General features: G+C 42.1%; 28 protein-coding genes and 1 other annotated feature. Of the genes, 19 read left to right on the top strand and 9 right to left on the bottom strand.

Features of this window, described 5'->3' with window-relative positions:
- Window positions 1–71 precede the first annotated feature (71 nt).
- Window positions 72–1,838, top strand: coding sequence for an IS1182 family transposase (locus tag NST13_RS15840; RefSeq protein WP_342581059.1), 1,767 nt, complete (start codon window positions 72–74; stop codon window positions 1,836–1,838).
- A gap of 37 nt (window positions 1,839–1,875) precedes the next feature.
- Here the strand turns inward: NST13_RS15840 and NST13_RS15845 are convergent, their stop codons facing one another.
- Window positions 1,876–2,562 (bottom strand): Crp/Fnr family transcriptional regulator, encoded by a 687-nt coding sequence (locus tag NST13_RS15845; protein ID WP_342471174.1) that lies wholly within the window; start codon window positions 2,560–2,562, stop codon window positions 1,876–1,878.
- Between the two features lie 207 nt (window positions 2,563–2,769).
- On the opposite strand from NST13_RS15845, the gene NST13_RS15850 reads away from it, so the two are divergent.
- Window positions 2,770–4,908: an AAA family ATPase gene (locus tag NST13_RS15850; RefSeq protein ID WP_342581060.1), complete on the top strand. Its 2,139-nt coding sequence runs from the start codon at window positions 2,770–2,772 to the stop codon at window positions 4,906–4,908.
- Window positions 4,909–5,073: 165 nt separating this feature from the next.
- Here NST13_RS15850 and NST13_RS15855 read toward each other — a convergent pair whose 3' ends face one another.
- On the bottom strand, window positions 5,074–5,274 hold the full coding sequence (locus tag NST13_RS15855) for a DUF2929 family protein (protein WP_342470095.1): 201 nt from the start codon (window positions 5,272–5,274) through the stop codon (window positions 5,074–5,076).
- A gap of 190 nt (window positions 5,275–5,464) precedes the next feature.
- On the opposite strand from NST13_RS15855, the gene NST13_RS15860 reads away from it, so the two are divergent.
- Together NST13_RS15860 and fabF are read left to right on the top strand one after the other, a co-directional pair.
- Window positions 5,465–6,403, top strand: a complete 939-nt coding sequence (locus NST13_RS15860; protein WP_342470094.1) for a beta-ketoacyl-ACP synthase III — start codon at window positions 5,465–5,467, stop codon at window positions 6,401–6,403.
- A gap of 68 nt (window positions 6,404–6,471) precedes the next feature.
- The gene (gene fabF / locus NST13_RS15865; RefSeq protein WP_342470093.1) at window positions 6,472–7,710 is read left to right on the top strand and encodes a beta-ketoacyl-ACP synthase II; all 1,239 of its coding nucleotides are present in this window, start codon (window positions 6,472–6,474) and stop codon (window positions 7,708–7,710) included.
- 261 nt (window positions 7,711–7,971) lie between these two features.
- Here fabF and trpS read toward each other — a convergent pair whose 3' ends face one another.
- Window positions 7,972–8,967: a tryptophan--tRNA ligase gene (trpS, locus tag NST13_RS15870; RefSeq protein WP_342470092.1), complete on the bottom strand. Its 996-nt coding sequence runs from the start codon at window positions 8,965–8,967 to the stop codon at window positions 7,972–7,974.
- A 55-nt stretch (window positions 8,968–9,022) separates the two neighbouring features.
- Window positions 9,023–9,235, bottom strand: a binding site (T-box leader).
- 452 nt (window positions 9,236–9,687) lie between these two features.
- Between trpS and spxA the strand changes: the two genes are divergently transcribed.
- The 4 genes from spxA (at window position 9,688) to pepF (ending at window position 14,212) form a co-directional block, all read left to right on the top strand.
- A complete protein-coding gene (gene spxA / locus NST13_RS15875; RefSeq protein ID WP_342471173.1) occupies window positions 9,688–10,083 on the top strand; it encodes a transcriptional regulator SpxA in 396 nt (131 codons plus the stop codon).
- Between the two features lie 374 nt (window positions 10,084–10,457).
- Complete coding sequence (gene mecA / locus NST13_RS15880) at window positions 10,458–11,099, top strand: adaptor protein MecA (RefSeq protein ID WP_342470091.1); 642 nt, start codon at window positions 10,458–10,460, stop codon at window positions 11,097–11,099.
- Window positions 11,100–11,226: 127 nt separating this feature from the next.
- Window positions 11,227–12,363 carry a competence protein CoiA family protein gene (locus tag NST13_RS15885; RefSeq protein WP_342581061.1) on the top strand — a complete coding sequence of 379 codons (1,137 nt, stop codon included), beginning with the start codon at window positions 11,227–11,229 and terminating at the stop codon, window positions 12,361–12,363.
- 43 nt (window positions 12,364–12,406) lie between these two features.
- Window positions 12,407–14,212 carry an oligoendopeptidase F gene (gene pepF, locus NST13_RS15890; RefSeq protein WP_342581062.1) on the top strand — a complete coding sequence of 602 codons (1,806 nt, stop codon included), beginning with the start codon at window positions 12,407–12,409 and terminating at the stop codon, window positions 14,210–14,212.
- A gap of 565 nt (window positions 14,213–14,777) precedes the next feature.
- Here pepF and NST13_RS15895 read toward each other — a convergent pair.
- The 4 genes from NST13_RS15895 to NST13_RS15910 form a co-directional block, all read right to left on the bottom strand.
- Window positions 14,778–15,602 carry a DsbA family protein gene (locus tag NST13_RS15895; protein WP_342470088.1) on the bottom strand — a complete coding sequence of 275 codons (825 nt, stop codon included), beginning with the start codon at window positions 15,600–15,602 and terminating at the stop codon, window positions 14,778–14,780.
- Window positions 15,599–16,000, bottom strand: coding sequence for a globin (locus NST13_RS15900; protein ID WP_342470087.1), 402 nt, complete (start codon window positions 15,998–16,000; stop codon window positions 15,599–15,601). The genes NST13_RS15895 and NST13_RS15900 overlap by 4 nt, the downstream gene beginning before the upstream one ends.
- Window positions 16,001–16,164: 164 nt before the next feature.
- The gene (locus tag NST13_RS15905; RefSeq protein ID WP_342470086.1) at window positions 16,165–16,878 is read right to left on the bottom strand and encodes a transglycosylase SLT domain-containing protein; all 714 of its coding nucleotides are present in this window, start codon (window positions 16,876–16,878) and stop codon (window positions 16,165–16,167) included.
- Entirely contained in the window at window positions 16,879–17,472 is a 594-nt protein-coding gene (locus tag NST13_RS15910; RefSeq protein ID WP_342581063.1) for a CYTH domain-containing protein, read from the bottom strand.
- 101 nt (window positions 17,473–17,573) lie between these two features.
- Here NST13_RS15910 and NST13_RS15915 point away from each other — a divergent pair, with 101 nt between their 5' ends.
- The 5 genes from NST13_RS15915 to mgtE all read left to right on the top strand — a co-directional run bounded on the left by NST13_RS15915 (window position 17,574) and on the right by mgtE (window position 21,843).
- The gene (locus NST13_RS15915) at window positions 17,574–17,960 is read left to right on the top strand and encodes a hypothetical protein (RefSeq protein ID WP_342581064.1); all 387 of its coding nucleotides are present in this window, start codon (window positions 17,574–17,576) and stop codon (window positions 17,958–17,960) included.
- A 32-nt stretch (window positions 17,961–17,992) separates the two neighbouring features.
- A complete protein-coding gene (locus tag NST13_RS15920) occupies window positions 17,993–18,658 on the top strand; it encodes a GTP pyrophosphokinase family protein (protein ID WP_342470083.1) in 666 nt (221 codons plus the stop codon).
- 1 nt (window position 18,659) lies between these two features.
- Entirely contained in the window at window positions 18,660–19,454 is a 795-nt protein-coding gene (locus NST13_RS15925) for an NAD kinase (protein ID WP_342471172.1), read from the top strand.
- Window positions 19,454–20,350 carry an RluA family pseudouridine synthase gene (locus NST13_RS15930; RefSeq protein ID WP_342470082.1) on the top strand — a complete coding sequence of 299 codons (897 nt, stop codon included), beginning with the start codon at window positions 19,454–19,456 and terminating at the stop codon, window positions 20,348–20,350. Before NST13_RS15925 ends, NST13_RS15930 begins: the two co-directional genes overlap by 1 nt.
- A 119-nt stretch (window positions 20,351–20,469) precedes the next feature.
- On the top strand, window positions 20,470–21,843 hold the full coding sequence (gene mgtE, locus NST13_RS15935; RefSeq protein ID WP_342470081.1) for a magnesium transporter: 1,374 nt from the start codon (window positions 20,470–20,472) through the stop codon (window positions 21,841–21,843).
- A gap of 93 nt (window positions 21,844–21,936) precedes the next feature.
- On the opposite strand, the gene NST13_RS15940 is transcribed toward mgtE, so the two are convergent.
- The gene (locus tag NST13_RS15940; RefSeq protein WP_342470080.1) at window positions 21,937–22,281 is read right to left on the bottom strand and encodes a 4-diphosphocytidyl-2C-methyl-D-erythritol kinase; all 345 of its coding nucleotides are present in this window, start codon (window positions 22,279–22,281) and stop codon (window positions 21,937–21,939) included.
- A gap of 172 nt (window positions 22,282–22,453) precedes the next feature.
- Window positions 22,454–22,969: a CotY/CotZ family spore coat protein gene (locus NST13_RS15945; protein ID WP_342470079.1), complete on the bottom strand. Its 516-nt coding sequence runs from the start codon at window positions 22,967–22,969 to the stop codon at window positions 22,454–22,456.
- 154 nt (window positions 22,970–23,123) lie between these two features.
- Here NST13_RS15945 and NST13_RS15950 point away from each other — a divergent pair, with 154 nt between their 5' ends.
- The 6 genes from NST13_RS15950 (at window position 23,124) to NST13_RS15975 (ending at window position 25,876) form a co-directional block, all read left to right on the top strand.
- Window positions 23,124–23,519, top strand: coding sequence for a hypothetical protein (locus tag NST13_RS15950; protein ID WP_342470078.1), 396 nt, complete (start codon window positions 23,124–23,126; stop codon window positions 23,517–23,519).
- Window positions 23,519–23,974, top strand: a complete 456-nt coding sequence (gene spoVAC, locus NST13_RS15955) for a stage V sporulation protein AC (RefSeq protein WP_342470077.1) — start codon at window positions 23,519–23,521, stop codon at window positions 23,972–23,974. The genes NST13_RS15950 and spoVAC overlap by 1 nt, the downstream gene beginning before the upstream one ends.
- Window positions 23,968–24,963 carry a stage V sporulation protein AD gene (locus tag NST13_RS15960; RefSeq protein ID WP_342470076.1) on the top strand — a complete coding sequence of 332 codons (996 nt, stop codon included), beginning with the start codon at window positions 23,968–23,970 and terminating at the stop codon, window positions 24,961–24,963. Before spoVAC ends, NST13_RS15960 begins: the two co-directional genes overlap by 7 nt.
- A gap of 9 nt (window positions 24,964–24,972) precedes the next feature.
- A complete protein-coding gene (gene spoVAE, locus NST13_RS15965) occupies window positions 24,973–25,341 on the top strand; it encodes a stage V sporulation protein AE (RefSeq protein ID WP_342470075.1) in 369 nt (122 codons plus the stop codon).
- A 134-nt stretch (window positions 25,342–25,475) separates the two neighbouring features.
- Entirely contained in the window at window positions 25,476–25,619 is a 144-nt protein-coding gene (locus NST13_RS15970) for a YjcZ family sporulation protein (RefSeq protein WP_342471171.1), read from the top strand.
- 11 nt (window positions 25,620–25,630) lie between these two features.
- Window positions 25,631–25,876 (top strand): stage VI sporulation protein F, encoded by a 246-nt coding sequence (locus NST13_RS15975; RefSeq protein WP_342470074.1) that lies wholly within the window; start codon window positions 25,631–25,633, stop codon window positions 25,874–25,876.
- Window positions 25,877–25,897: the final 21 nt, after the last annotated feature.

The following is a 25,897-nucleotide window of genomic DNA, read 5'->3' on the forward strand; positions in this document are numbered from 1 at the left end:
GTACAAAAAAATCGTCCTTTTTTATAGAATGAAATTGACCAAAAAACATTCTAAAGAAAGGACGATTTTTTATGAATAATCAAATGACTATTCAAGAAAATTATAACACGCAATTAGAAATGACTCTAGAGGGTATTCAAAAAATAGAGGTTCAAAAGAACAAGAAACGCAAAAAGCTAGTTTTCCAACCTTATTGCAATCGTCAAGTCATGAGCATTTTAGATATCGAAATGTATATTCCTGAAAATCATGTCGCCCGTTTAGTGGATGAAATGGTGGAATCGATTCCGGATGAAGTGTTGTATACTCATTATGTTGGTGGGGGTCGTGCACCCTATCACCCTAAAATGTTATTGAAAGTGATTTTATATGCGTACACTCAAAACGTTTATTCAAGTCGGAAAATGGCGCAAATGGTGAAAGAAAATCTTCCGATGATGTGGTTGGCGGGATTGCAAACCCCTGACCATCGCACAATAAATGATTTTCGTAGTGTTCGTATGTCAAACATGATGGATTCTGTATTTGAACAATTTGTCCTTCAACTAGTAGAACAAGGATTTATCGACCTCGACCATATTTTTGTGGATGGTACGAAAATAGAAGCGAATGCCAACAAATATACGTTTGTATGGCGAAAATCCGTAGAAAAATATGATCAGAAACTACGAGCCAAAATTCAATCGTTTCTACAAGAAGCGCACCAAATCGCCTTGGAGGAATTAAAAGAAGAACAATTAGAAGAAGAATTAGAAAAATCATCGGCACAACTTTCTGAGAGAATAGAAGCTTTGGAAAAAGATTATAAACAGGAAGAAGACAAAGAAAGAAAAAAAGAACTTCGCTCTAAAAAATCCCAACTCACCAAACAACTGAAAACGATTCAAACGGATTATCTTCCACGATTACGAAAATACAAAGTACAAAAACAGATTCTAGGTGAACGAAATAGCTACTCGAAAACCGACCATGAGGCCACTTTTATGCGAATGAAAGAGGACCATATGAAAAACGGCCAACTCAAGGCGGGTTATAATGTTCAACTCGCCACACAACATCAATTTATCGTGGGATTTGAAATTTATCAAAATCCAGGAGATACTCGCTGTTTCCAACCATTTATGGAAAAGTTATTGGAATCGATACCGAAGGAAAAGAAACTCAAGTATGTCATTGCCGATGCAGGATATGCGAGTGAAGAAAACTATTTATATGCGATTGGCGAAGAAAAAGAACCTCGTTTTGAATTATTAGCCCCATACCAAACCTATTTGAAGGAACAAAGTAAAAAGTTTAAAAAGGATTTATCAAAAGTACAAAACTGGAAATACATCGAAGAAGACGATTGCTTTATCTGTCCGAACAATCGGAAAGTCGTATTCAAGTATTATCAAAAAAGAAAAAATGCATCTGGATACATACAAGATTTGAAAGTGTACGAGTGTGAAGATTGTACGGATTGCCCGTTGAAGAATGGGTGTACGAAAGCCAAAGGAAATCGTCGAGTATATTGGAACACGATTTATGAAGAAATGAAAGCGAAAGCCAAAGCAGCTCTTGGTGACGAACAAAAGGCAGCTCTTTATGCGAAGCGTAAAGTGGATGTCGAAAGTGTGTTCGGGAACATCAAGGGCAATTTGCGTTTCACTCGATTTCTGTTACGGGGGCTTCATAAAGTCCGAACAGAATTCGGGATTGTGGCAATGGCCCACAACATACTGAAATGGGCCGCAAATTCCCAAACCAATTTCAAAAATAAGGAAACAGAGCGAATGGAAAAACTCATTGTTTTCTCCATTCGCTCTGTTTTTATGGACTTTTTAGACAAGCCCCTATAAAAAAAGGGGACTGTAAATGATTACAGTTCCCCCATGTTCAATCGATGCGGCAAATAGTGAGCGGGCATTCTTCGCAACAGATTTCTTTCTTCAAATAGTCCAAATCGTGGATTTTGATGATGCCTTTATCAAATGAAACAATGCCTTGTTTTTTCAAATCGTTCAACATCCGATTGACCATCTCGCGGCTTGTGGAGCAAAGGTTGGCAAGATCGGTATTCGTTAAATTGATGTCAATATAGATATCATCATTATCGTCTGATTTGCCGAAAGTATTCGCAAGACGGATGAGCGTCGAGTAGAGCGCGCCCTTTTTGCCATTCAGCACTAAATCCCGCAAAATGCTTTGGGTTTTCAAATGCTCCGTTTGAAGCCACCGGATATATTCGATCATCAATGTTGGCTGCTCGGTCAACAACATTTCCAAATTATCTTTTTTTATCGATAAAAGCTCGGTATTCATCAGAGCTTTTGCTGACATTGTATGGATGGCGGGCGGTCCAAAGATGGTGCATTCACCGATCATGGAGTTGGGGCCGCAAATTCTGAGTGTCAATTCCTTCCCATTTTCCGTTTCTTTGCTTATTTGGACGGATCCTTTCAGAATCAAATAAAGATCATCCGCATTTTCGCCTTCCTGAAAAATGGAATTCCCTTTCTCGATTTTCAACAACAACCCGTGTTCTTCAAATAACGTATGAAAATCCATCGGAACCTTTTCCATTAAAACCATTCATTTATCACATCCTTATAACTGATGTACACTTCCCACGAGGTTCCATTAAACGAACAAAAAGCCTATAAATATAATACCACATTTCTCCCGTGTAAATATTGAATATTTTTGGAGAGATTTTTTGCTTTTTCCGGTTAATAAAATTATAATCAAGTTAGTCAAAAAAGGTCAAACCGTTTTGAAGAGGTGGGTTGTATGCAATTACAACAGGAAGATAATCGCAACGCTTTAGAAAAATATGGACGTAATTTAAATGAAGAAGTGAAAAAAGGAAAAATTGACCCTGTGATCGGTCGTGACGAAGAAATCCGGAATGTGATCCGTATTTTATCCAGAAAGACGAAAAACAATCCGGTGCTGATTGGGGAACCGGGCGTCGGCAAAACGGCGATTGTTGAAGGGTTGGCGCAACGGATTGTCCGGAAAGACGTGCCGGAAGGATTGAAAGACTGCATCATTTGGGAATTGGACATGAGCTCATTAATTGCGGGTGCCAGCTTCCGCGGACAATTTGAAGAGCGGTTAAAAAGCGTATTAAAAGAAATCCGGGAATCGGAAGGGCGCATCATTTTATTCATCGATGAAATTCATACGATTGTCGGTGCCGGAAGAGCGGAAGGTTCGATGGATGCCGGGAATATTTTAAAACCGATGCTTGCCCGCGGTGAACTCCATTGCATCGGCGCAACCACATTGGATGAGTACAGAAAGTATATTGAAAAAGATCCCGCTTTAGAACGTAGATTCCAACAAGTGATGGTGAGGGAACCGTCCGTTGAAGATACGATTTCGATTTTGCGCGGCTTGAAAGAGCGTTTTGAATTGCATCATGGGGTCAGAATCCATGACCGGGCCATTATCGCGGCCGCCCAGCTGTCCAACCGCTATATTACGGACCGCTTTTTGCCGGACAAAGCCATCGATTTGATTGATGAAGCATGTGCGATGATCCGTACGGAAATCGATTCCATGCCGCAAGAATTGGATGATGTCACACGCAGAGTTATGCAATTGGAAATCGAGGAACAGGCGTTGATGAAAGAAACGGATGAAGCAAGCAAAAAACGGTTGGAAGCTCTGAGGGAAGAATTGAAAGAATTGAAAGAAGAACAGGCGGAACTCCAAAAGAAATGGCAGTTTGAAAAAGAAGGATTGGAACAGCTTCAAAAGAAACGGGAAATATTGGATGAATACCGCCGCCAGTTGGAAGATGCGGAAAGCAAGTACGATTTGAATAAAGCGGCGGAACTTCGCCATGGAAAAATCCCGGCTGTGGAAAAGGAAATCAAACAATTGGAAGAAGCGTTGGCGAATGCTTCGGAAAACCGCATTTTACGGGAAGAAGTGACGGCGGATGAAATTGCGGCCATCGTTTCCCGTTGGACCGGAATTCCGGTGACGAAATTGATGGAAGGCGAACGGGAAAAACTGTTGCGCTTGAAAGCTACCCTTCATGAAAGAGTCGTCGGACAGGATGAGGCGGTCAAACTCGTGACAGAAGCGGTATGGCGCGCCCGTTCCGGCATCAAAGATCCAAACAGACCAATCGGTTCCTTCATTTTCTTGGGTCCGACAGGCGTAGGGAAAACGGAACTCGCCAAAGCGTTGGCAGCCCAATTATTTGATTCGGAAGATCATTTTATCCGGATCGATATGAGTGAATATATGGAAAAACACAGTGTATCAAGACTTGTCGGCGCCCCTCCTGGATATGTCGGCTATGAAGAAGGCGGCCAATTGACGGAAGCGGTTCGCCGCAATCCTTATGCCGTCGTCTTATTGGATGAAATCGAAAAAGCCCATCCGGATGTGGCCAACATTTTGCTTCAAATTCTGGATGATGGACGCATCACCGACAGCCAGGGACGTCTTGTGAATTTCACCAATACAGTCATCATTATGACATCCAATATCGGTTCCCACTATTTATTGGAAGCCGGTTCCCATTTCAATGAAGACGTGGAAAAAGTCGTGATGGGAGAACTTCGCAAACATTTCAAACCGGAATTGTTGAACCGCATCGATGACATCATTTTATTCCATGCCTTGACGGACGAACATTTCAATGCCATCGCCCGAAAATACATCAAACAATTGCAGGAGCGGGTTGCGGAAAATGAAATCACACTCGTTGTGGATGATGAAGTGGTGGATTGGGTTGTTGAAAATGGCGTCGATCCGCAATTCGGTGCAAGACCTTTGAAACGGTTTGTGCAACGTCATGTGGAAACGGCAGTGGCCAAAGAGTTGTTAAAAGGGGAAATCCTTCCGGGAGAAACGATGAGAGTGTCATTAAAAGATGGACATTTGGTCGTTGGAAAACCTGCGGCTTGAGCCGATTGTTCGGCCCGGCCGCCTTTTTTTATCCGGAAGCGTTGGCTGGCCGGAATGCCTAGTACCTTTCGGGGAATGGCGGCGATCATTCCGATAATGGCTGAAGAACACAAAAAAACCGGATGGGCTCCCTTGCCCCATCCGGTTTTTTGCTATGCATCAATATTAATGTTCATCAGATTTAAGTTCTTTTGGAGACTCGCCTGGAATGATTGCAGCTATAATCCAAACAAGGATGATAAAGATCACTGCAATAACAGCAGTTGTGACAATATCAAATGTTGTTACGCCCAAAATGGAACCAACCACGTAACTCAACATTGAAATCAACATGATTCCCCAAACGAATGACATAATATATTGCATTTCGTTTCACCTCTATTGCACTTTAATTACTATTATATACCTTGTTCATCTTTATAATCATACCATAGTATGTCAATAATAAACAATAAACTTTTTACCTAGTCAAATTTTATATTGTGGAAAATAAAATTATGGTCTATAATTAAGACCAACTACTAATCGTAAGTATAAAAATGGGGGTTAAGTGACCATGAATGCTGGAATTCTCGGATTAGGTAAATATGTTCCTGAAAAAGTTGTGACGAATTTGGATTTGGAAAAAATTTTAGATACAAACGATGAGTGGATCCGCACGCGAACAGGAATCCAGGAAAGAAGAATTGCCCGTGAGGATGAACATTCTTCCGACATGGCCTATGAAGCAGCCAAGCAAGCCCTTGAAAACTCCGGAATTTCACCGGAGCAAATCGGATTGATTTTGGTTGCCACGATTACGCCGGATCGTGCCTTCCCAAGCGTGGCATGCCAACTCCAGGATCGATTGGGGGCCATCAATGCGGCTGCCATGGATGTTTCAGCCGCTTGTTCCGGATTTATTTATGCCCTTGCAACAGCGAAATTGTATGTTGAAAGCAACACTTATGACTATGTATTAATCGTTGGTGTAGAAAAATTATCGAAAATTACGGATTGGAAAGATCGCAATACGGCGGTTCTGTTTGGTGATGGCGCAAGCGCTGCGGTTGTCGGCAAAGTGTCGGAAGGACGCGGCATTTTGGCCTTTGAATTAGGGGCGGATGGCACTGGCGGAAAATATTTGCATATGAACGATGAAGATTTTATTTATATGAACGGCCGCGAAGTGTTCAAGTTTGCGGTGCGCCAAATGGGGGCGACGGCATTGTCCGTCCTTGAAAAGGCGGGCCTTTCAAAAGAAGATGTGGATTTCCTTGTGCCGCACCAGGCAAATATCCGCATCATGGAAGCGGCGAGGGAAAGACTGGAACTTTCGGAAGATAAATTGTCCAAACGCATCCATAAGTACGGAAACACATCCTCCTCTTCCATCGGCATCGCTTTGAAAGATGAACTGGATGAAGGAAAAATCAAAGATGACGATATCGTAGTTCTTGTTGGATTCGGTGGCGGGCTCACTTGGGGCGGCGCTGTCATCCGATGGGGAAAATAATAGATTTTCATACCGGTTGTAGTAATTTATAATGGTGATAGTGATTCGTAAGGGGGTACTAGAGATATATGAAAAGGAGAGTAGTCGTTACCGGGATCGGCGCGGTTACGCCGCTTGGTAACACAGTTGATGAAACATGGGCAGCCATCAAAGAAGGGAAATCCGGCATTGGGCCGTTGACAAGGGTGGATGCTGAATTATTCCCTGCGAAAGTTGCTGCGGAAGTAAAAGATTTTGATATTGAACAATTTATTGAACGAAAAGAAGCAAGAAGAATGGACCGGTTCACTCATTTTGCCCTCGCATCGGCTTTGATGGCGGTGAAAGATGCGGATTTGAAAATTACCGATGAAATTGCCGATCGCGTCGGCGTTTGGATCGGCTCCGGAATCGGCGGAATGGAAACCTATGAACAGCAATTTGAAACATTCATGAACCGGGGTCCCCGTCGTGTAAGCCCGTTCTTCGTCCCAATGATGATTCCGGATATGGCGAGCGGACAAGTTTCCATTTATTTGGGAGCCAAAGGTCCAAATGCATGTACAGTGACTGCATGCGCATCAGGAACAAACTCGATCGGCGATGCGTTTAAAGTGATTCAGCGCGGTGATGCGGATGTGATGATTACCGGTGGGACAGAAGCACCGATCGTTAAAATGTCGCTTGCCGGTTTCTGTTCAGCCACGGCTCTTTCATTGAACCCGGATCCAAATACGGCATCCCGTCCATTTGATAAAGAACGCGACGGATTTGTCATGGGTGAAGGGGCAGGTATTCTGGTATTGGAAGAGTACGAATTTGCGAAAGCCCGCGGAGCAAAAATTTATGCGGAAATCATTGGCTACGGCGCAACAGGTGACGCGTACCATATTACAGCTCCGGCGCCAAATGGGGAAGGTGCCGCCCGCGCGATTAAACGTGCGATTCATGATGCGGGAATCGATCCGACAGAAATCGGCTATATCAACGCTCATGGTACAAGTACGCCATACAATGATTTATATGAAACGATGGCGGTGAAAACGGTATTTGGCGATTATGCCTACAAGCTTGCCATGAGTTCCACAAAGTCAATGACAGGGCACTTGCTTGGCGCTGCTGGCGGTGTGGAAGCGATCTTTACGGTATTGGCATTGAAAGAGGGCATTTTGCCTCCGACAATCAACTTGCAAAATCCGGATCCTGAATGTGATCTTGACTATGTGCCAAATGAGGCCCGCAAAGCGGATATTCAATATGCGATGAGCAACTCGCTGGGATTCGGCGGACATAATGCGAGCCTTGTGTTTAAAAAAATCGAAGAATAAATAGGTAAATAAAAATGCGTTTAGCCTGGTGCTAAACGCATTTTTATTTTCATTGATGAATAAAAAGGGTATGAAAGGATGGTGGCATGATTTTTCGGTTTATGCTGTTTCTGTTCAGCTACGGCATATGCGTCATCTCGGTGAGCAATCTTCTTTTATATTTGAATTTCCGGACGCTCGGATATTCATGGCGCGCCGTTTTTTCCTTCATATTAGGCGTTCCGGAGCTGTATTTGATGATCATTTCGCTGGCCGTGCTGTTTATCTTGATATTCGACCTATTCCCATCGCGATCTCCATTCTCTTAACGGTTTCGTTGGCGATCGCATTGGCCTTTTCAGCACCTTCATCCAGAATTTTATCCAATTCATCCGTTTGGATAAGTTCGTTGAAGCGTTCTTGAATTGGCGTCAAATGCTCGATCAAGGCAGTCGCCACACCTTCTTTAAAGGCGCCATAGCCAAGCCCTTCATATTTTTTCACGACTTCATCGATGGATTTGTTTGTAATGGCCGCTTCGATGGTGAGCAGGTTGGAAACGCCCGGTTTCTTTTCTTCATCGAAGTAAATCTGGCCTTCGGAATCCGTCACCGCGGATTTGATTTTTTTCATAATTTCTTTTGGCGTATCCAATAAGCGGATGGTCGCTTTTGTGTTCGGGTCGGACTTGCTCATTTTTTTCGTCGGATCCTGCAAGGATTTAATGCGGGCTCCCGCCTTTGGCAATTGGATTTCCGGAATTTTGAACACTTCGCCAAAGCGTTTGTTAAATCGCTCCGCCAAGTCGCGGGTCAATTCAAGATGTTGTTTTTGGTCCTCTCCGACAGGGACGATATCTGTATTATAAAGCAAGATATCTGCCGCCATTAATGGAGGATATGTCAAAAGACCGACTGAAACGAATTCTTTTCCGACTTTCGCCGATTTATCTTTAAATTGCGTCATTCGTTCCAGTTCCCCAATGGATGTGATGCATTGCAGCATCCAGCCGGCTTTCGTGTGGGCAGGAACTTCCGATTGGATAAATAACGTCGCTTTTTTCGGATCGATGCCCGTTGCAAGATAAGTGGCAGCAAGAGTGCGAATGTTTTGCCGCAATTCTTGGGGATCTTGCGGAACGGTGATGGCATGTTGGTCCACGATGCAGTAAATGGCGTTTCCTTCATCTTGCAGCGCAGGGAATTGCATGAAGGCGCCGATATAATTTCCCAAAGTAATAACGCCCGTTGGTTGAACTCCTGAAAAGATTGTTTTCATCAATATTACCTCCTATTTTTATCCATAAAAAAACATCAAACGGCCAATACAGTTGTATTGGGACGAATGATGTGTATCCGCGGTACCACCCAGTTTGCCTAAAGAGGCCACTTGGTTCTTCGTAACGTGAAGTGTACGAGCTTTACTACCTTCATTTTCGCAAAGCCAACTCGGAAGTCCATTCCATTTGCCCTGTCATCTGTTTGCACCAACCACAGACTCTCTGAACACAGGAATCAAATGTACTACTCTTCGTCATTGTTGTTTAACTTATGATCGTAGAATTATGAATGAATTATAAAGTAATTTATGGGAAAAATCAAACGCGAAAATTTTTTCAATTTGGAATGAGATTAAACAGAATTGGGTAATACTGTTGTAGGTCATAAAGAATGAAATTTGTCAATAAATTAAGAATATTCTCGGTTATTGTCGTCTAAATGAGAATAAAAAGGGAATGGAATAAAGGAGGTATCCCGTTCAGCAAATTTTGGAGGCAAAAGAATTTTTTTATGGTTTTAAGCAAAAATAACGAATTTTTTTAGAAATTCAACATAAAATATATTATTTTTTAAAATATCCTATATTCAAAATGAAAAGAATGGTGTATAATTGATACAGAATTTAAAATAATACTAATTCTAAATTAATAAAATTTGACATAGATGCCTATCATGAACATAGACAACACTCATCAAATGGAAGGGAAGTGTAACAATGATTGTAACATTATATACATCACCAAGCTGTACATCATGCAGAAAAGCGAAAGCTTGGCTTGAGCAGCATGATATTCCATATAGAGAACGCAACATTTTTTCCGAGCCTCTTACAATCAGTGAAATCAAAGAAATTTTGCGAATGACAGAGGATGGAACAGACGAGATCATTTCCACACGCTCAAAAGTGTTCCAAAAGTTGAATGTGGATGTAGAAAGCTTGCCTTTGCAAAAATTATATGAATTGATCCAGGAACATCCAGGACTTCTTCGCCGGCCAATTATTTTGGACGAAAAACGTCTACAAGTCGGTTTTAATGAAGATGAAATCCGTCGGTTCCTGCCACGGAAAGTTCGTGCTTACCAATTGATGGAAGCCCAAAAAATGGTCAATTAATCATATAGTTTTCCTTGGAAAAAGTGTAAATTCAGTCAACTTTGTTTGACTTGTTTACGCTTTTTTTATTTGCAAAGAAAATTCATCATTTTTCACTTAATACTTGATTTAATTGATGTTGTCATCTACAATTTTGAATAATTCAAATAATTTTATTTGAAGGGTGTTTTTCCTTTTCATTTTCTATTAGTTCATCATACAATAGAATCATAGAATAGACATATATATAATAATAAGCGTTTTGTTCTGTATACCAAGGGAAAGAATAAGGGAAAGGCACTATCGAATTGGAGTGTATTTTGGCTCCGATTCAAACATACTAAGTACACGCTTTCGGGTTTTCAACCAATGACTGTGAAGGGAGTTGAAGTCTCATGGACATCGAACGCGTAAATGAAAATACAATCAAGCTCTTTATCACATATCGTGATATTGAGGATCGCGGTTACAGCCGTGAAGAAATCTGGTATAACAGAGCAAAAGGCGAAGAATTGTTTTGGGATATGATTGGTGAAATCAACACGGAAGAATACTTCGATTTGGACGGTCCAATTTGGATTCATGTGAACGCCTCTGAACAAGGTTTGGAAGTCATTGTCACACGTGCCAATGTTTCCGATTCAGATCCAGGCTCACTGCTCTCCAGTTTTGAAGAACACGAAGCAACAATTGGCCATAAAGACCCATTCAATCCCTTCGACGAAGATGATGTGTTAAATCATGAAGGAATTGTCAATATGTCCATATATAAATTCAAAGATATTGATGAAATCGTGCCAGTAGCGAACCGATTAGTCGAGTATGGGTTAAACAGCTCTTTATATAAATATGAAGATTATTACTACATTGCCATTGATTTTGCCGGTGTGAATGATAGTGCAACCCGTCAAAATATCCGTTCCATTTTGAATGAGTATTTAACAAGCTCCAAAATGACGATTTATCGTCTGCAAGAATATGGAACAATCATCATGGAAGAAGATTGCTTCGAAACGATTGTTCATTATTTTGATTAACATGTGCCTGAAAGATGGCACTTTTTTTGTTTTTGCGGCACTTTTTCCGTGCAAATTAAAACTTTCCGGCACCCCCTTGCGAACAAAAAAGTCTTTACAATAAAATGGTTCAAAAAGGGGGTTTTTTATGCTGGTCGCATGCACGGAAAACAAAGAACCTTTTGTGATCCATTCAAAGATTTCCCATGCAACGTTAAGAAGGATAAAAGAAGAAAAGAATTTTTTTTGTCCCCAATGTGGAGAAATGGTCCAATTAAAGATCGGGAATATCAAAATCCCTCATTTTGCCCATTATTCCAAAAGCCGTTGTGAATCCCATTTTTCAGAAGGCGAAACGGTCGAACATCTGTCAGGAAAACAGCAGCTGTTTGAACTGTTCAAATCCCTTCAGCTCCATGCGGAACTCGAGCCCTATCTAAAGGAGTTAAAACAGCGCCCGGATTTATTGATTTTCAAGAATGGTTCGGCTTATGCCATCGAGTTTCAATGCAGCCCAATCAATGAGAATCGCTTTTTTGAACGGAACCGGGGGTACCTTCAAAAAAGGATTGCCCCGATTTGGATTCCGCTGACACCCGGTCAAAAAATAAAAGAAACTCCCCTCCAAAAAATCAACCTTTCCCATCAGCTCCAACTTTTCATTGCCCATGCCCAAAAGCCCAAATATTTGATGACTTACGACCCTGCCAACAAACAGTTTGTTTATTTGTCCAACCTTATTCATTTCAAGGGGATCAGTTTTTTCGGAAAGGTGAGCAGACTCCCGCTTTTCAAACAGCATTTCCCGTTTTATATCCCAAAGCCGTTGACCAAAGATGAATTTTCCTTTGTCTTTAAAGCATATCATCATTTTATAAAGCAATTTTTGAAATCCAGGGTTTTAGTTAGCCGAAAAGGTGTCAATGATTTATTTTTGAGAAGTGTTTATGAACTCCGATTGAATCCAGGGCAGCTTCCAACTTTTCTAGGAGTCCCGATCTCAGGGAATGAAGCGCTCCAGGCATGTGCCGTTGAATGGCAAACGGAACTTTTGTATTTCATCCGGCTGAATGGCATAAAGATACATGCAGTCAATGAACAAGTGATAAAGGATTTTTTTCAATGGTCCGGTCGGGCAGATACGGATGGGGCGGTTCAAACGGTCTTTCAATATGTGGAACTTCTCAATGAATTGGCCATTGAAGATGAGAAGTGTCCTGTAAAGGAGCGGCATCTGGAAGAGGTGCTTTACAGCCAATTTCTTGCAACGACAGGTAAATATTGAGAAAATAGAATTGACAAAAAATTTTCATTACGGGGGCATTCTTATGGCAAAAAAACTGATGACACGCGAAGAAGTGCCAGTGGAACTGACTTGGGATTTATCGACGATTTTCCCTTCAGACGAGGCATGGGAACAAGAATTTAAAGAGCTTGAACAACTAATAGGAGAAGCGGAAAAATATAAGGGCAAAGCGACAAAAAGCGCAAAAAGTTTATATGAAACATTGCAGTTCAGCGACAAAATTTCTGAACGCTTTGGTAAGCTTTACGTTTATAGCCATTTAAAACATGACGAAGACACAACGAAAAGCAAATATCAGGGGATGGAAAGCCGCGCTCGTTCTTTAGGCGCAAAAATCAACGCCGCCTGGTCTTTCTTGACACCGGAAATTTTATCTTTGTCAGAGGAACAAATTCAGCAATATTTGGATGAACATGAACCATTGCGCCTTTATACGCAAATGTTCAAAGAATTGAACTTGCAGCGTCCGCATGTATTGACGGCGGACAAAGAAGCCATTTTGGCCCAATTTTCCGAAGTGACAAGCTCTCCAGGCACCACTTTCAGCGCGTTGAACAATGCGGATTTGGAATTTCCGGTCATAAAAAATGATGAAGGCGAAGAAGTGCAGCTCACTCACGGCAATTACATCACGTTTTTGGAAAGCGAAGACCGTGACGTGAGAAAAAATGCTTTCAAAGCGATGTATGACACGTACGGCAAGTTCATTAACACCTTTGCTTCCACATTGGCGGGCAACGTGAAAGCGCACAATGTGTATGCGAGAATCCGCAACTACAATTCCGCACGCCATCGCGCACTTGCAAGCAACAACATCCCGGAAAAAGTGTATGATCAATTGATTGAAACGATCCATGAATATTTGCCTGCTCTGCATCGTTATGTAAAGGTGCGCAAAAAAGCGTTGGAACTCGATGAATTGCACATGTATGACCTGTTCGTTCCCCTTGTAAAGAAAGTGAAAATCGACATGCCGTATGAAAAGGCGAAAGAGATAATGGTGAAAAGTTTCGCTCCATTGGGGGAAGAATATCAATCCATTGTGCAGGAAGGGTTGAACAGCCGCTGGGTGGATGTGTTGGAGAATAAAGGAAAACGCAGCGGGGCCTATTCTTCGGGAACCTATGGCACAAATCCGTATGTATTGATGAACTGGCAAAACAATATCGACAACTTATTCACATTGGCCCATGAATTCGGCCACAGTATGCACAGCTACTATACGAGAAAAAACCAGCCATATCCTTATGCGGACTACTCCATTTTCGTTGCGGAAGTCGCTTCCACATGCAATGAGGAGCTGTTGTTCGATCATTTATTGAAAACAACCGATGATAAGCAAGTGAAGCTTTATCTTCTCAACCATTGGCTGGACAGCTTCAGAAGCACGGTTTACCGACAAACGATGTTTGCGGAATTTGAACATATGATCCACGAAATGGACCGGAACGGGGAAGCCATCACGGCAGAACGGTTGACGGAAATTTATTATGATTTGAATAAACAATACTTTGGCGAAGAAATGACGGTGGATGAAGAAATCGGCTTGGAATGGGCGAGAATCCCGCACTTCTATTACAATTACTACGTTTATCAATATGCGACAGGTCAAAGTGCGGCAGTCGCTTTGAGCCGTCAAATATTGGAGGAAGGAAAAACGGCGGTGGACCGTTACATCAACAACTTCCTGAAAGCCGGATGTTCCGATTTCCCAATTGAAGTGCTGAGAAAAGCCGGAGTTGACATGGAATCCAGAGAACCGATCGCCCAAGCTTGCAAAGTGTTTGAAGAAAAATTAAATGAATTGGAATCTCTGTTGTTAAAATAGTGATTTTGCCACAATAAACACGCTCAAATTAGTAAAAATGCTTCAAAAGGGAGTTGAATTCTCTTTTGAAGCGTTTTTTTCTTCTTTCAAAAATTATTCTTATATAACTTTTTTAAGTGTGTTAGTTTTGTAGAATGTGAACGAATGTTGACGATGGAAATATTCGTTCAATGGGACAATTTTTCTTAATATTTCAATATTTTCCGAAAGTTTTTTGAAAGTGTTTACAATATGTCGAATTTGTGAAAATCACGTCGTATTTATTGCATTAATTATTATTCCATGATAAATTATAAACGTGAAATAAATCACATATCAAACATACACCCCTTTGTTTGAACGTGAACATTTCTCCCATCCCCTTTGTGTAAAGAGGCATTTGCGAAAGCAAATGCCTCTTTTACTTTCATATCCTCTTCTTTTTCAAAATGCGATCTATTCCCAAAATGAAAAAAATCATTCATCCACAAAACCATCAACCCTGCAAAAAAAGGTGCAAAAAAAATGTAGACACCGAAATGCCTACATGTGAAAAAATCTGTGATGATACTATATAAAACAATTGCTAGAATGAAAAGGTCGGTTGTTTAAGCCTCCATAATGTCACCGCATCGTTTGAAATACGCTCGATTTTTTGCTGCAGCATGCGTTTTTTCAATTCCCGCTCCGCATCGCTCACGGAGATGGAATAAATGCTTGCCACTTCATCGGTCGTCAAATATTGAAAACGTTGGAACAGTTCTTCGAAGGTTGGCAGCGGTTTTCTGACGATTTCCTCGTCCAACATCTCTTGCAAGATTTGGACATAAATTTCGTAAGAATACATTCCGCTTACTTTTAACCCTTCGTCTTCGATACATTCATTGAAGAATACGATGCTTGGAACTTCATCGATTTCCATTTCCCGTGTGATGTATAAATCACATTGGAAGGCCCGCACCGCTTCTTTTGATCCAAAGTCTTTAATGAACTCTTCCTGATCCAACTTCGCTTCCTTGGCAATGTCGATCAAAGACGTATAGGAGAGGACGTTTTTCGTTTCCAATAATACGTGTTCCTGCAGCTTCCGGATATAACGGTTCGCCGCTTTTTTTCCTTGCAATTCGGCTGCCTTTATTGCAAGGGAGGGTAAGGCAGGATGAGTAATATCCACATCAGCACCTGTTAAACACCCTTTGATACGCCGTGTGACACAGTTTAAAGTGGTCAATTCTGTGCTTAACACGTATCTCCAAGTGAAATAATGTTCATACTCCAATTGGAGCTTTTTTAACATTGACTGCATTTTGAAGGCATTTGGACAAAGCGGGTCAATAAAAACATATAACTCGATCGGTTTCGTTGTTTTCTCGGATGCAACAGGTTCTGACAACAGTTGGATATTATTCAATCGAATCCCCCCTCATCCTCGTTCGGCGCATTGATCATATGATGCGCGGTCAACACAAGACGTTGAAAATATTGTTCGCGTAACGGTCCTTCAAGCCCTACTTCATCCATTGCTTCATTCATGCATTCCAGCCAAGCCTGGGCATGATCGGGCGTGATTTTAAACCGCATATGCCTTGCTCTCATCATTGGATGGCCATGTTCTTGTGTAAATAAATTGGGGCCGCCTAAATATTGAGTTTGAAATTGAATTTGTTTGCGAATGGTTTCTTTCAAATCATCCGGAAACAAAGGTCGGAGTAATGGATGCACATCAACCCGTTTATAAAATGCATGAATAAGTTCTTTCAACTTTTCAGCACCTATTTCCTCATAAGGAACCTTGTATTTTTCATTCATAGGTGTAACTCCTTTATCCACTTTTCCGCATATGCGTAATTGTGACCGAAATATGAAGACCTGCCTTTGATATTATTCATTCTATCAACGACCAGGCATTTTCTCAAACAAATCGCTTACAGCAAGTGTTGATAAACAAGGAGAAATATAGAAATCATAAGCATTTACATGTTTTTATAGTAGGTTAGCACTTTCTTCACATAGTTTTGAGTTTCTTTGAACGGAGGAATGCCCCCGTATTTTTTCACATTTCCAGGTCCCGCATTGTAGGCCGCCAACGCCAATTCAAAATTGTTGTTGAATTGGTCAAGCATTTGGCGCAAATACTTTGTGCCGCCCATAATGTTTTGCTCAGGGTCCTTTAAGTTGGATACACCCAAATATTTCGCGGTGCCCGGCATGAGTTGCATCAGCCCGGTTGCCCCTGCAGAGCTCACCGCATTCGGATTGAAATTCGATTCCTGTTTGATCACTGCAAGGATAAGTTTTTCAGGTACCCCAAACCGGGCGGAAGCTTTTTTCACGATATCCAAATATTTGGCATCCGTTGCCGTTGCCGATGCTCCGACTGATTCGGTTGCGGAACCGGCATTGTTTATGACTTTTTCATACGCTTTCGTTATGTAAGGATTGGGATTGGATAATAAGTAATTGGATAAATAGTTCTTCACTTCATCATTTAACCCGTTTTCTTCGGAAAAGTTGTCTATGGCTTTTAAAAGCGCACTTTCCACATTATCGCTTGCCTGGGTTTGTGCCAATATTTCCGAAAAAATTTCGGCAAACAAGCTGTCTCCATCCGTCGAATTGACGGAAGTGGTGTCCAGCGAACGGAGTGCATCGATTTCCAAAATGGTTTTCATCATGGCTGCGTCCATTCATTGTTCCTCCTTTCTCTCCTGTAAAGCCTTCATGAAGCGGGCAATTTTTTTGTCGGCTGTTTGAATATTTATTTTACGCTCCCGCAAAAATGTTAAAAACAGTTTTTTTCCGAGTGTGGAATCTTTTGTTTCATATTCTACCTCATAATCGTCACAGTGCAAATAGAAGGAGTGGTCAAAAACGAGGATTCCTCCTTCATATGGAACTTCCACCCGATCCGTTGTCAATGTTCCAAAGAGGCGCAATTCTTCGACCGGCACCCGCAACTCCACCAGTCTTTCCCTGACGGAAGGTGCCGAAAAGCTTTTTCCTTCAAGTATTTCATCCCTTTGCTCTTCCGTTAAAATATCCGTTGTTTCCAAGTGGATATGTTCAGCCGTCTGTTCCTTTAAAGTGCATACAATTTTTCCTTTTTGTTCCCGGATGCGGAGGGCGCTTGATAATGTTTTCAAGTGCCAATGTTTTGTATCAAGGTAATGGTTCACTTGCCGGACGATTTGTTGCGGCTGTATGTTGAATTCTTCCAGTAATTGCTCATATTGTTCTTTCGTCAAAACATTTTTATATTCAATTTCATATTCCTGGCTCATTTGTTTTTCCCTTTCGTTATGGTTTTTCATAAGCTTTTTATCGAAAATAGTTCCTGCTGTGTTAAAATATGAGGAGAAATGGTTGGAAGGGATTGTTATAAATGCGCAATGTATATGTCATCGATGATTTTCGTTTTGAAAATGACAACCTTTATTTTAGTTTAAACGAAAGTCCGTTGAAAATACAAATCGAGCCGGCTGGCCAGGTGTTGACGGATTCGGATGGAATTGCATTTGTATACGTTGTGGATGAAGGCGACCATTACAGTTATTTGCAATTTCCGAAAAAAGTCTGGAACGGGCTTGTTTCCGTCTTGGAAACGAAGAAAGATCCACTGTTGGCGATAAATGGTGAAATGATTTTATTACATAATTTTGCGAATGAATTGGAAATGCTCGTGTTTAACATCGAAGGCAACGGCAATTATGGCGAAGCCTTTGTACAAGCAGTCGAAGAAACTTTCAGTGATATTTTAAAGAAGCAGTAACCGTTTTTGCAGCGAGTATTGGGGGTATGAATATGGGGCAATGGGAACGTTTTTTGGAGCCTTATAAACAAGCAGTGGATGAGTTGAAAGTGAAATTCCGGGGGATGCGATCCCAGTTTACGACAGAAGGGTTGACTTCACCCATCGAATTTGTGACCGGCCGGGTAAAACCGCTGGCAAGCATATACGACAAAAGCATTGAAAAAGGCGTACCCTTTGAACCTTCCGAACAATTGGCAAGAGAACTGCAAGACATCGCCGGCATCCGCATTATGTGCCAGTTTGTGGATGATATATCGACGGTCGTCAATTTAATCCGCGGGCGGGAAGATTTAAAGGTCATTGAGGAAAAGGATTATATTACGAATAAAAAACCGAGCGGCTACCGTTCCTATCATATGATCGCGGAATATCCGGTGGAAACGGTGAAAGGCAAAAAGACGGTGCTGGTCGAAATACAAATCCGCACGCTGGCCATGAATTTTTGGGCATCAATCGAACATTCTTTAAATTACAAATATAAAGGCGACTTCCCGGAAGAAATCAAATTGCGCTTGAAGCGCGCAGCTGAAGCCGCTTTTCGACTGGATGAAGAAATGTCGTCGATCAGACATGAAATCCAGGAGGCCCAGGCTTTTTTCAGCGAAAATAAGGAAGCTCAAAATCCGAAGATCCGAGAGGAAAAGGAGCGTGAATAGTTTGAAGTTTTCCATTCAATCACGCAATGATTCGCAATCCAATGAATTGAAGGAACTTGCAACGAATTACTTACAAGATTTTGGACTAGTATTGGATGAAAAGGAACCGGACATAGTCATTTCCATTGGCGGAGACGGCACCCTTCTCCATGCTTTCCATCATCATATCAACCGGTTGGATAAAGTATCCTTTGTAGGGATCCATACAGGGCATTTAGGGTTTTACGCTGACTGGAAACCTTCCGAATTGGAAAAATTGGTGCTATGCATTGCAAAAAATCAATACCGGGTCGTCGAATATCCATTATTGGAAGTGAGTGTGTGCAACAATCATTCGGAAATCAGCACATATCTTGCCCTGAATGAAGCGACGATCAAATCCCCAAGTGTCACGCTCGTGATGGATGTTTATTTGAATGATCGGCATTTTGAACGTTTCCGCGGCGACGGTTTATGCATTTCCACACCATCGGGCAGTACGGCATACAATAAAGCGTTGGGCGGTGCCATCATCCATCCTACGTTGCAAGCGATCCAAGTGACGGAAATGGCGTCCATCAATAACCGGGTATTCCGGACAATCGGCTCCCCTCTCGTCTTGCCGGCTCATCACACATGTAAACTGAAACCGGTAAAAAACCAAACCTTTACGATGACGGTGGACCATCTGCAATTGGACCATACGGAATTGGATCATGTCATTTTCAGAGTGGCAAAAGAAAAAGTGCGGTTTGCACGATTCCGACCGTTTCCGTTTTGGGAAAGGGTCCATGATTCCTTTATCGCAAGCGAGTGATGTTCATGCCATTTAAAATGCAGTTTCAAGCCACAAAAGATGGAGAATTATTGAGGGATGCGATTCAAAAGCAGGAAATCTCCAGCAGGGCGTTGACGGATATCAAATATCGCGGCGGCAAGATTTTAGTGAACGGCGAGGAAAGAAATGTCCGTCACATCCTTTCAAAGGGAGATGAAATCACCATCATTTTTCCGGAAGAAAAAGCCAGTGATTCCTTGGAGCCCGAACAGGGAGATTTGAATATTATTTATGAGGATGACGCGCTATTAATCATTGATAAACCGCCTTATATCAACACAATTCCATCGCGGGAACATCCGGCGGGAAGCATTGCCAATTATGTTTACGGATATTTTCAGGAGCGCGGGATTGATTCCACCATCCATGTCGTCACAAGACTCGATCGGGATACTTCGGGCCTTGTTTGCATTGCCAAACACCGCCATATCCACCATTTAATGAGCTTGCAATTGCAAAAGGGATTGATCCGAAAAGAATATGAAGCCATTGTGCACGGGCATGTGTCATCGGATGTGTCCATCATTCTCCCCATTGGACGGAAAAGCACAAGCATTATTGAACGGGAAGTGAGGAAAGACGGCCAATTCGCCCATACGGATGTGAAAGTTTTAAAACATTTCGTCTATCAGCGGGAGCCCCTTTCCCACGTACGATTGCGGTTGCATACAGGAAGAACCCACCAAATTCGCGTCCATATGTCCCATATCGGCCATCCCCTTGTCGGAGACGATCTTTATGGCGGAAACCAAGAGTTCTTCGATCGTCAAGCCCTCCATTGTGTCCAGTTGGAATTCTTTCATCCATTATCCAGGGAAAAATTCATATTTTCCAGCGAAATAGTTGATTCAATGAAAAAAATAATCCATAATTAGATGTTCGAACATATCGGACATCTTTTTTCATTTGATGGGAAAAGAATTCATAAAAAATCTATTGTCGTATGAATCAATGCAACCTATCATTGAATTGAGGTTGAGAGGAGGGGGACAAAATGATCGAAGAAAAAGATGAAAAACGGGATGTTTCTTATGATGAAAACCAATTGATCCAATGGTTGATTGATGGGGATATTGACGAATTCCGTGAACATTTTTTGTCACTGCATGCGTATGATCAAGCCCAATTTTATGAAAAGGTTGGACCTGACATACGAAAGACGATGTATCATTTTTTGTCTCCCGCAGAGATGGCTGAAATTTATGAAGCCATCGAATTGGACGATGAAGAGATTGAACATTTTATTAAGGAAATGGATCCGACCTATGCGGCGGAAATGCTGTCTTGCATGTATACCGACGATGTGGTCGATGTTTTGAATGAATTGGATGAAAATGACCGCGATAATTTTCTTGAACTGATGGATGAGGAAACGGCAGAAGAAATTTCGGAATTGCTCGGGTATGAAAAATATACTGCCGGTTCCCTCATGACAACGGAATACGTATCCATCCAAGAAAATTCCACGATCCGTTCGGCAATGAATGTGCTCCGAAAAGAGGCGCCGAATGCGGAAACCATTTATTATATTTATGTTGTTGATGAAAATCATCGGTTAACCGGCGTTTTGTCATTGAGGGAACTCATTCTGGCGGACGAAGATACTTTGCTTCGGGACATTATGAACGATCGGGTGGTCTATGTAAAATTGACAGACGACCAGGAAGACATTGCCCAGATTTTCAAAGATTATAATTTTGTGGCTGTTCCGGTAGTCGATGATCAGCAGGTTTTACAAGGGATTATTACGGTCGATGATATCATCGATGTCATTGATGAAGAAGCAAGCGACGACTATTCGAAATTGGCAGGGATTTCCGATATAGATGATATCGATGCAAGCCCGTTAAAAGCGGCCAAACAGCGATTGCCGTGGCTGGTGATGCTGCTGTTTTTGGGCATGATCACCGCGACCTTGATGGGGCAGTTTGAAGCAACCCTTGAAAAGGTGGCATTGCTCGCTTTATTTATCCCTCTCATTTCCGGGACAAGCGGCAATAGCGGCACTCAAGCATTGGCCGTTGTTGTGCGCGGGATTGCAACGGGAGAAATTGATGAAAAAAGCAAATTGAAAATGATCTTCCGGGAAATGGGTACCGGATTGATCACAGGAATTGCTTGCGGTTTGATTGTTGTTGGCGTGGTGTTTTTATGGAAGCAGTCTTTGATGATCGGATTGCTTGTTGGAACGGCCATTTGTTGCTCCATTTTTGTAGCGACAATCGCAGGATCTTTCATTCCGCTTCTTATTCATAAATTGGGCATTGATCCTGCGGTGGCGTCAGGTCCTTTCATCACCACGTTAAATGATATTACCAGTATTTTGATTTATTTGGGCTTGGCGACATTGTTGCTCGGACAGATCTGATGCAAAAAGAAAAAAATCTGCCTACATAATGGATAGTGGGCAGATTTTTTTCTTTTTATTATTGAAATAAGAATGGGGGGAGTGGACAAGAAGTTATTTTAATCCTTTGGGTGCGATCGAGATGGATTCGATCTCGTTGGCATTGATGGTCTTTGTTTCATTGAGGGTGCGGACTTTGATCAGTATTCCATCCATTCCTTCTATAAACCCTGTAATTTTTTCTCCATTTGTCAGATGAAAGGTCAAACATCGATTTTTGCGGTTGACAGGTTGTGAAAAATAATGCAGCTGCCTTGCGATGACCGGATTTTTGATCCGCTCTCTCCGCGAAAGTTCATACACTGAAGTGCTCTCTTCAAGAGAGGCTTCTTCCGTATCTTCATCAACCTCGACGTAATAAAAAGGCGGAGTTTGAATAAATAGTAATGGCTCTTCCAATGATGCACATCCTTTTTTTCATACAATATGCAACTCATCCATTTTCGTGACTGCCGTCCAACCTGATTGGCCCAAGAAAGGCGGTGTCGTTAAATGGTTGGAAGGGCGATAATGGGTAAACTTCGGTTAAGGAAAAACAAATAAAAAGAAGGAGCGGAAAGGCCCCTTCGGATTATTTCTTATGAATGTGCAAATTTACATCCGCAACGCATTGAATTCCAGTAAAGCGCGATAAATCAACTGTCACGCATGTGTCTGTTTTCTTGAAGTGGTAGAAATCCATCATTCCACTGGCATCAAGTTCCCCGTCAACAACAGAGATTGGTTCGTATGCTTCGCTGGTTGGAGCGATTGCCCGGAGTGTTGCACAGCAATCGCCAAACATGTCTTCCACCCTGAAGAATGGCGTTTTGTACCATCCATACTCTTTGTCATAGAACATGACTTTAAACGGAGATCCATCTTCTGTCAATAACATAAATACTCTTGTATCCGCATGGTTTCGGCGATGCTTGTTGTTGATTCCTCCAAGCGGTTCCAAAAAGCAGCTAGTTCCGCAAGTATCGTCATCTTCTTCCACAACATGGTTTTGAAGTTCCAAAATTGTCTCTACTACTTCGCAGATGCATCCTTCATGACGACGACGGCCAAGAGATGAACTTTCAGAATGTTTTCTTCCACAACCCATTGTCTTTTCACCTCACTTATTTTTGTTCAATCTACAATATGAAAAAGTGCTCTTGACAATCGGGCGATAGTCTATGGGCGGAAACGTTAGGTCATTTTTCTTGAATAGTTTTTTTTATAAAAACGCATAATGACATTAAAAAGGGGGATGCAGCTTGAAAAAAATGGCACTTCCCATATGCTTCGCCATTTTATTAATGGGATGCAATGATGAGAAAACGCTGGAAGTCAATAATCTTGGGGGCGAAGAAGCGGAAGAAGTGAAGGCGATCATGGAAAATGAAGAGTCCATCTACAGCGGAAGAGCAATTTTTGTGGAAGATCAGTTGATGGTTGCAGTCCAGGCAAAACCATGGCTTGATTATAAAAAAACAAAAATTGAAAAGAACTTAAAAAAGAAGCTGAAAGAAAGTTTTCCTGAATATGACATCACAGTTTCCTCGGATTACAAACTTTATTGGGAAGCCCAAAAACTTTTGGATGAAGAAGACAGTGAAAAAGTGAAGGAGAAAGTGGAAAAACTAAAGAAGCTGAAGAAGGAGGAAACGTAATGAATCAGGAACAATTTGAGCAAATTGAACAGCAGATCACACCCAGCACCCCCTATGTCAAAAATGTGTTGAAAGCATTTTTGGTTGGCGGCCTAATATGCACGATCGGACATGCAATCACATATTTTTATATCATTTTTTTTGATTTTACGGAAAAAACGGTGGGAAACCCGACTGCTGCGACCATGATTTTCCTCTCCATGCTGCTGACAGGTTTCGGTTTGTATCAAAAACTCGGCCAATTTGCGGGAGCGGGAAGTGCGGTGCCGGTTTCGGGTTTTGGCAACGCGGTGATTTCGGCAGCCATTGAACATAAAACGGAAGGTTTTGTGCTTGGAGTGGGAGGCAATATGTTTAAATTGGCAGGTTCAGTCATTTTATTCGGTGTCGCTTCCGCATTTGTCGTCGCTTTGATTAAATTAATTCTTGTGACAATGGGTGTTATCGAATGGTGATCGTGTTTCAGAGCAAACCTTCCATTATTGCAAGCGCGGCTGTCGCAGGGCCGTTGGAAAGAAAGAGCGTGTTCTATTCCTATTTTGATTCTGTCATGGAGGATGAACGCTGGCACCAGGCGACGAATGAGCAAGGAAATGCAAAGATGATTCAAGAAGCATGCGAAATCATATTGAAAAAGGCGGACTTGAACCGTTTGGATATCGATTTCTTTTTGGCGGGGGATTTAGTGAACCAAATGACCCCGACGAATTTTGCCGCCAAGGAGATTGCGGCATCATTTATCGGATTATTTTCAGCCTGTGCAACATCCGTATCTTCCGTCATTATTGCAAGTGTATTGACGGAATTGGGAGCTTCGAAATATGCCATTGCGGGTGCCTCCAGTCAACATAATTCAGTGGAACGGCAATTCCGGTACCCTGTATATTACGGTGGTCAAAAACCGGCCACTGCCCAATGGACTGTTACCGCTGCGGGCTTCACTTTGATTGGGGAACACACCCCGAAATGCCCTTCCATTGCAGCGGCGACGGTTGGAAAAGTCATCGACTACGGACAAACGGATCCATTCCATATGGGAGCTGCGATGGCGCCGGCTGCATATGATACGATCCAAAGGCATTTGGAAAAACGGAATCAAAAAATAACAGATTACGACATGATTATGACAGGAGATTTGGGAAAAATCGGGCTGCAAATCTTGAAACGGATGTTTCAAGAGACAGGTGCAAGTGAAGCGGATTGCAATATTTTCCGTGACGCCGGGGCAGAATTTTATGGGGAAGATCCATCCTTTTTGGCTGGGGCAAGCGGTGCCGGCTGTTCCGCTTCCGTTTATTTCAGCTATGTATTACAGCAATTGAAAGGTGGGCGCTTTAAACGGGTGTTGCTCGTGGCAACCGGCTCCCTCCTCTCCCCATTGACGTTCCAGCAAGGAGAAACGATTCCTTGCACTGCCCATGCAATCGAAGTGACGATGGAGTGAGGCCATAACATGATCATAATGGACTTTATACTTGCATTTATTGTCGGCGGTATCATTTGTGCGATTGGACAGTTGCTGATGGATGTGGGAAAAATGACTCCCGGAAAAACATTGTCCATCCTTGTTGTTGCAGGTTCCATTGTTTCCGGATTAGGTTGGTATCAACCATTGATTGATTTGGCGGGTGGCGGAGCGACAATTCCCATCACTTCTTTCGGCCATTCATTAACCCAAGGGGCGATTTCGGAAGCGGAAAAGCATGGCTGGGTTGGTGTTTTGACGGGAATGTTCGAAGTGACAAGCTCGGGAATCAGTTCTGCCATCGTCTTCGGGTTTATTGCCGCCCTAGTTTTTAAATCAAAAGGAAAAGTGAATTAGACGAATACCCCTCCTTACCGTTGCAGTGATGCATACACTACAACAGTAAAGAAAGGAGGGGAATTTTTATGTGGGATAAATGTGGATGCCAACAATACAGCCAAATGGGGCCGATGCAAATGGGACCGATGCAAATGAGCCCTGTCGACTATTGCGGACCATCTTATGTAAGTCCGTCATATTATAAAGGTAAATGTAAATACAACGGTGATCTTTTTGTACTGATCGTTGTATTATTCATTTTATTGATTATCGTGGGCAGCTGTAGCAAGTGGTAAGGAGGGGAGCCATGAATCATTTTTTTAAACAAATCGAAAAAAAGACCGGCGTAAGCATGGAAGAAATCTTCGCACTGGCAAACGCAATACAGCATGCAGACTTTACGAATGAAAAACAGGTAAGGAAAATTGTTCGCCGGGTTAGCCAATTGGCGAACAAACCGATTTCAAAAGATTTGGAAGATCAAATTGTCAATTCAATCCTTCAAAACGGAGAATCCATCGATTTAAATAGCATTCAAAGAATGTTGGGCTAAAGGATAGCGGGCTGTCTCGCC

Source organism: Ureibacillus sp. FSL W7-1570, from assembly GCF_038593265.1.
In the GTDB taxonomy this organism is placed as follows: domain Bacteria; phylum Bacillota; class Bacilli; order Bacillales_A; family Planococcaceae; genus Ureibacillus; species Ureibacillus suwonensis.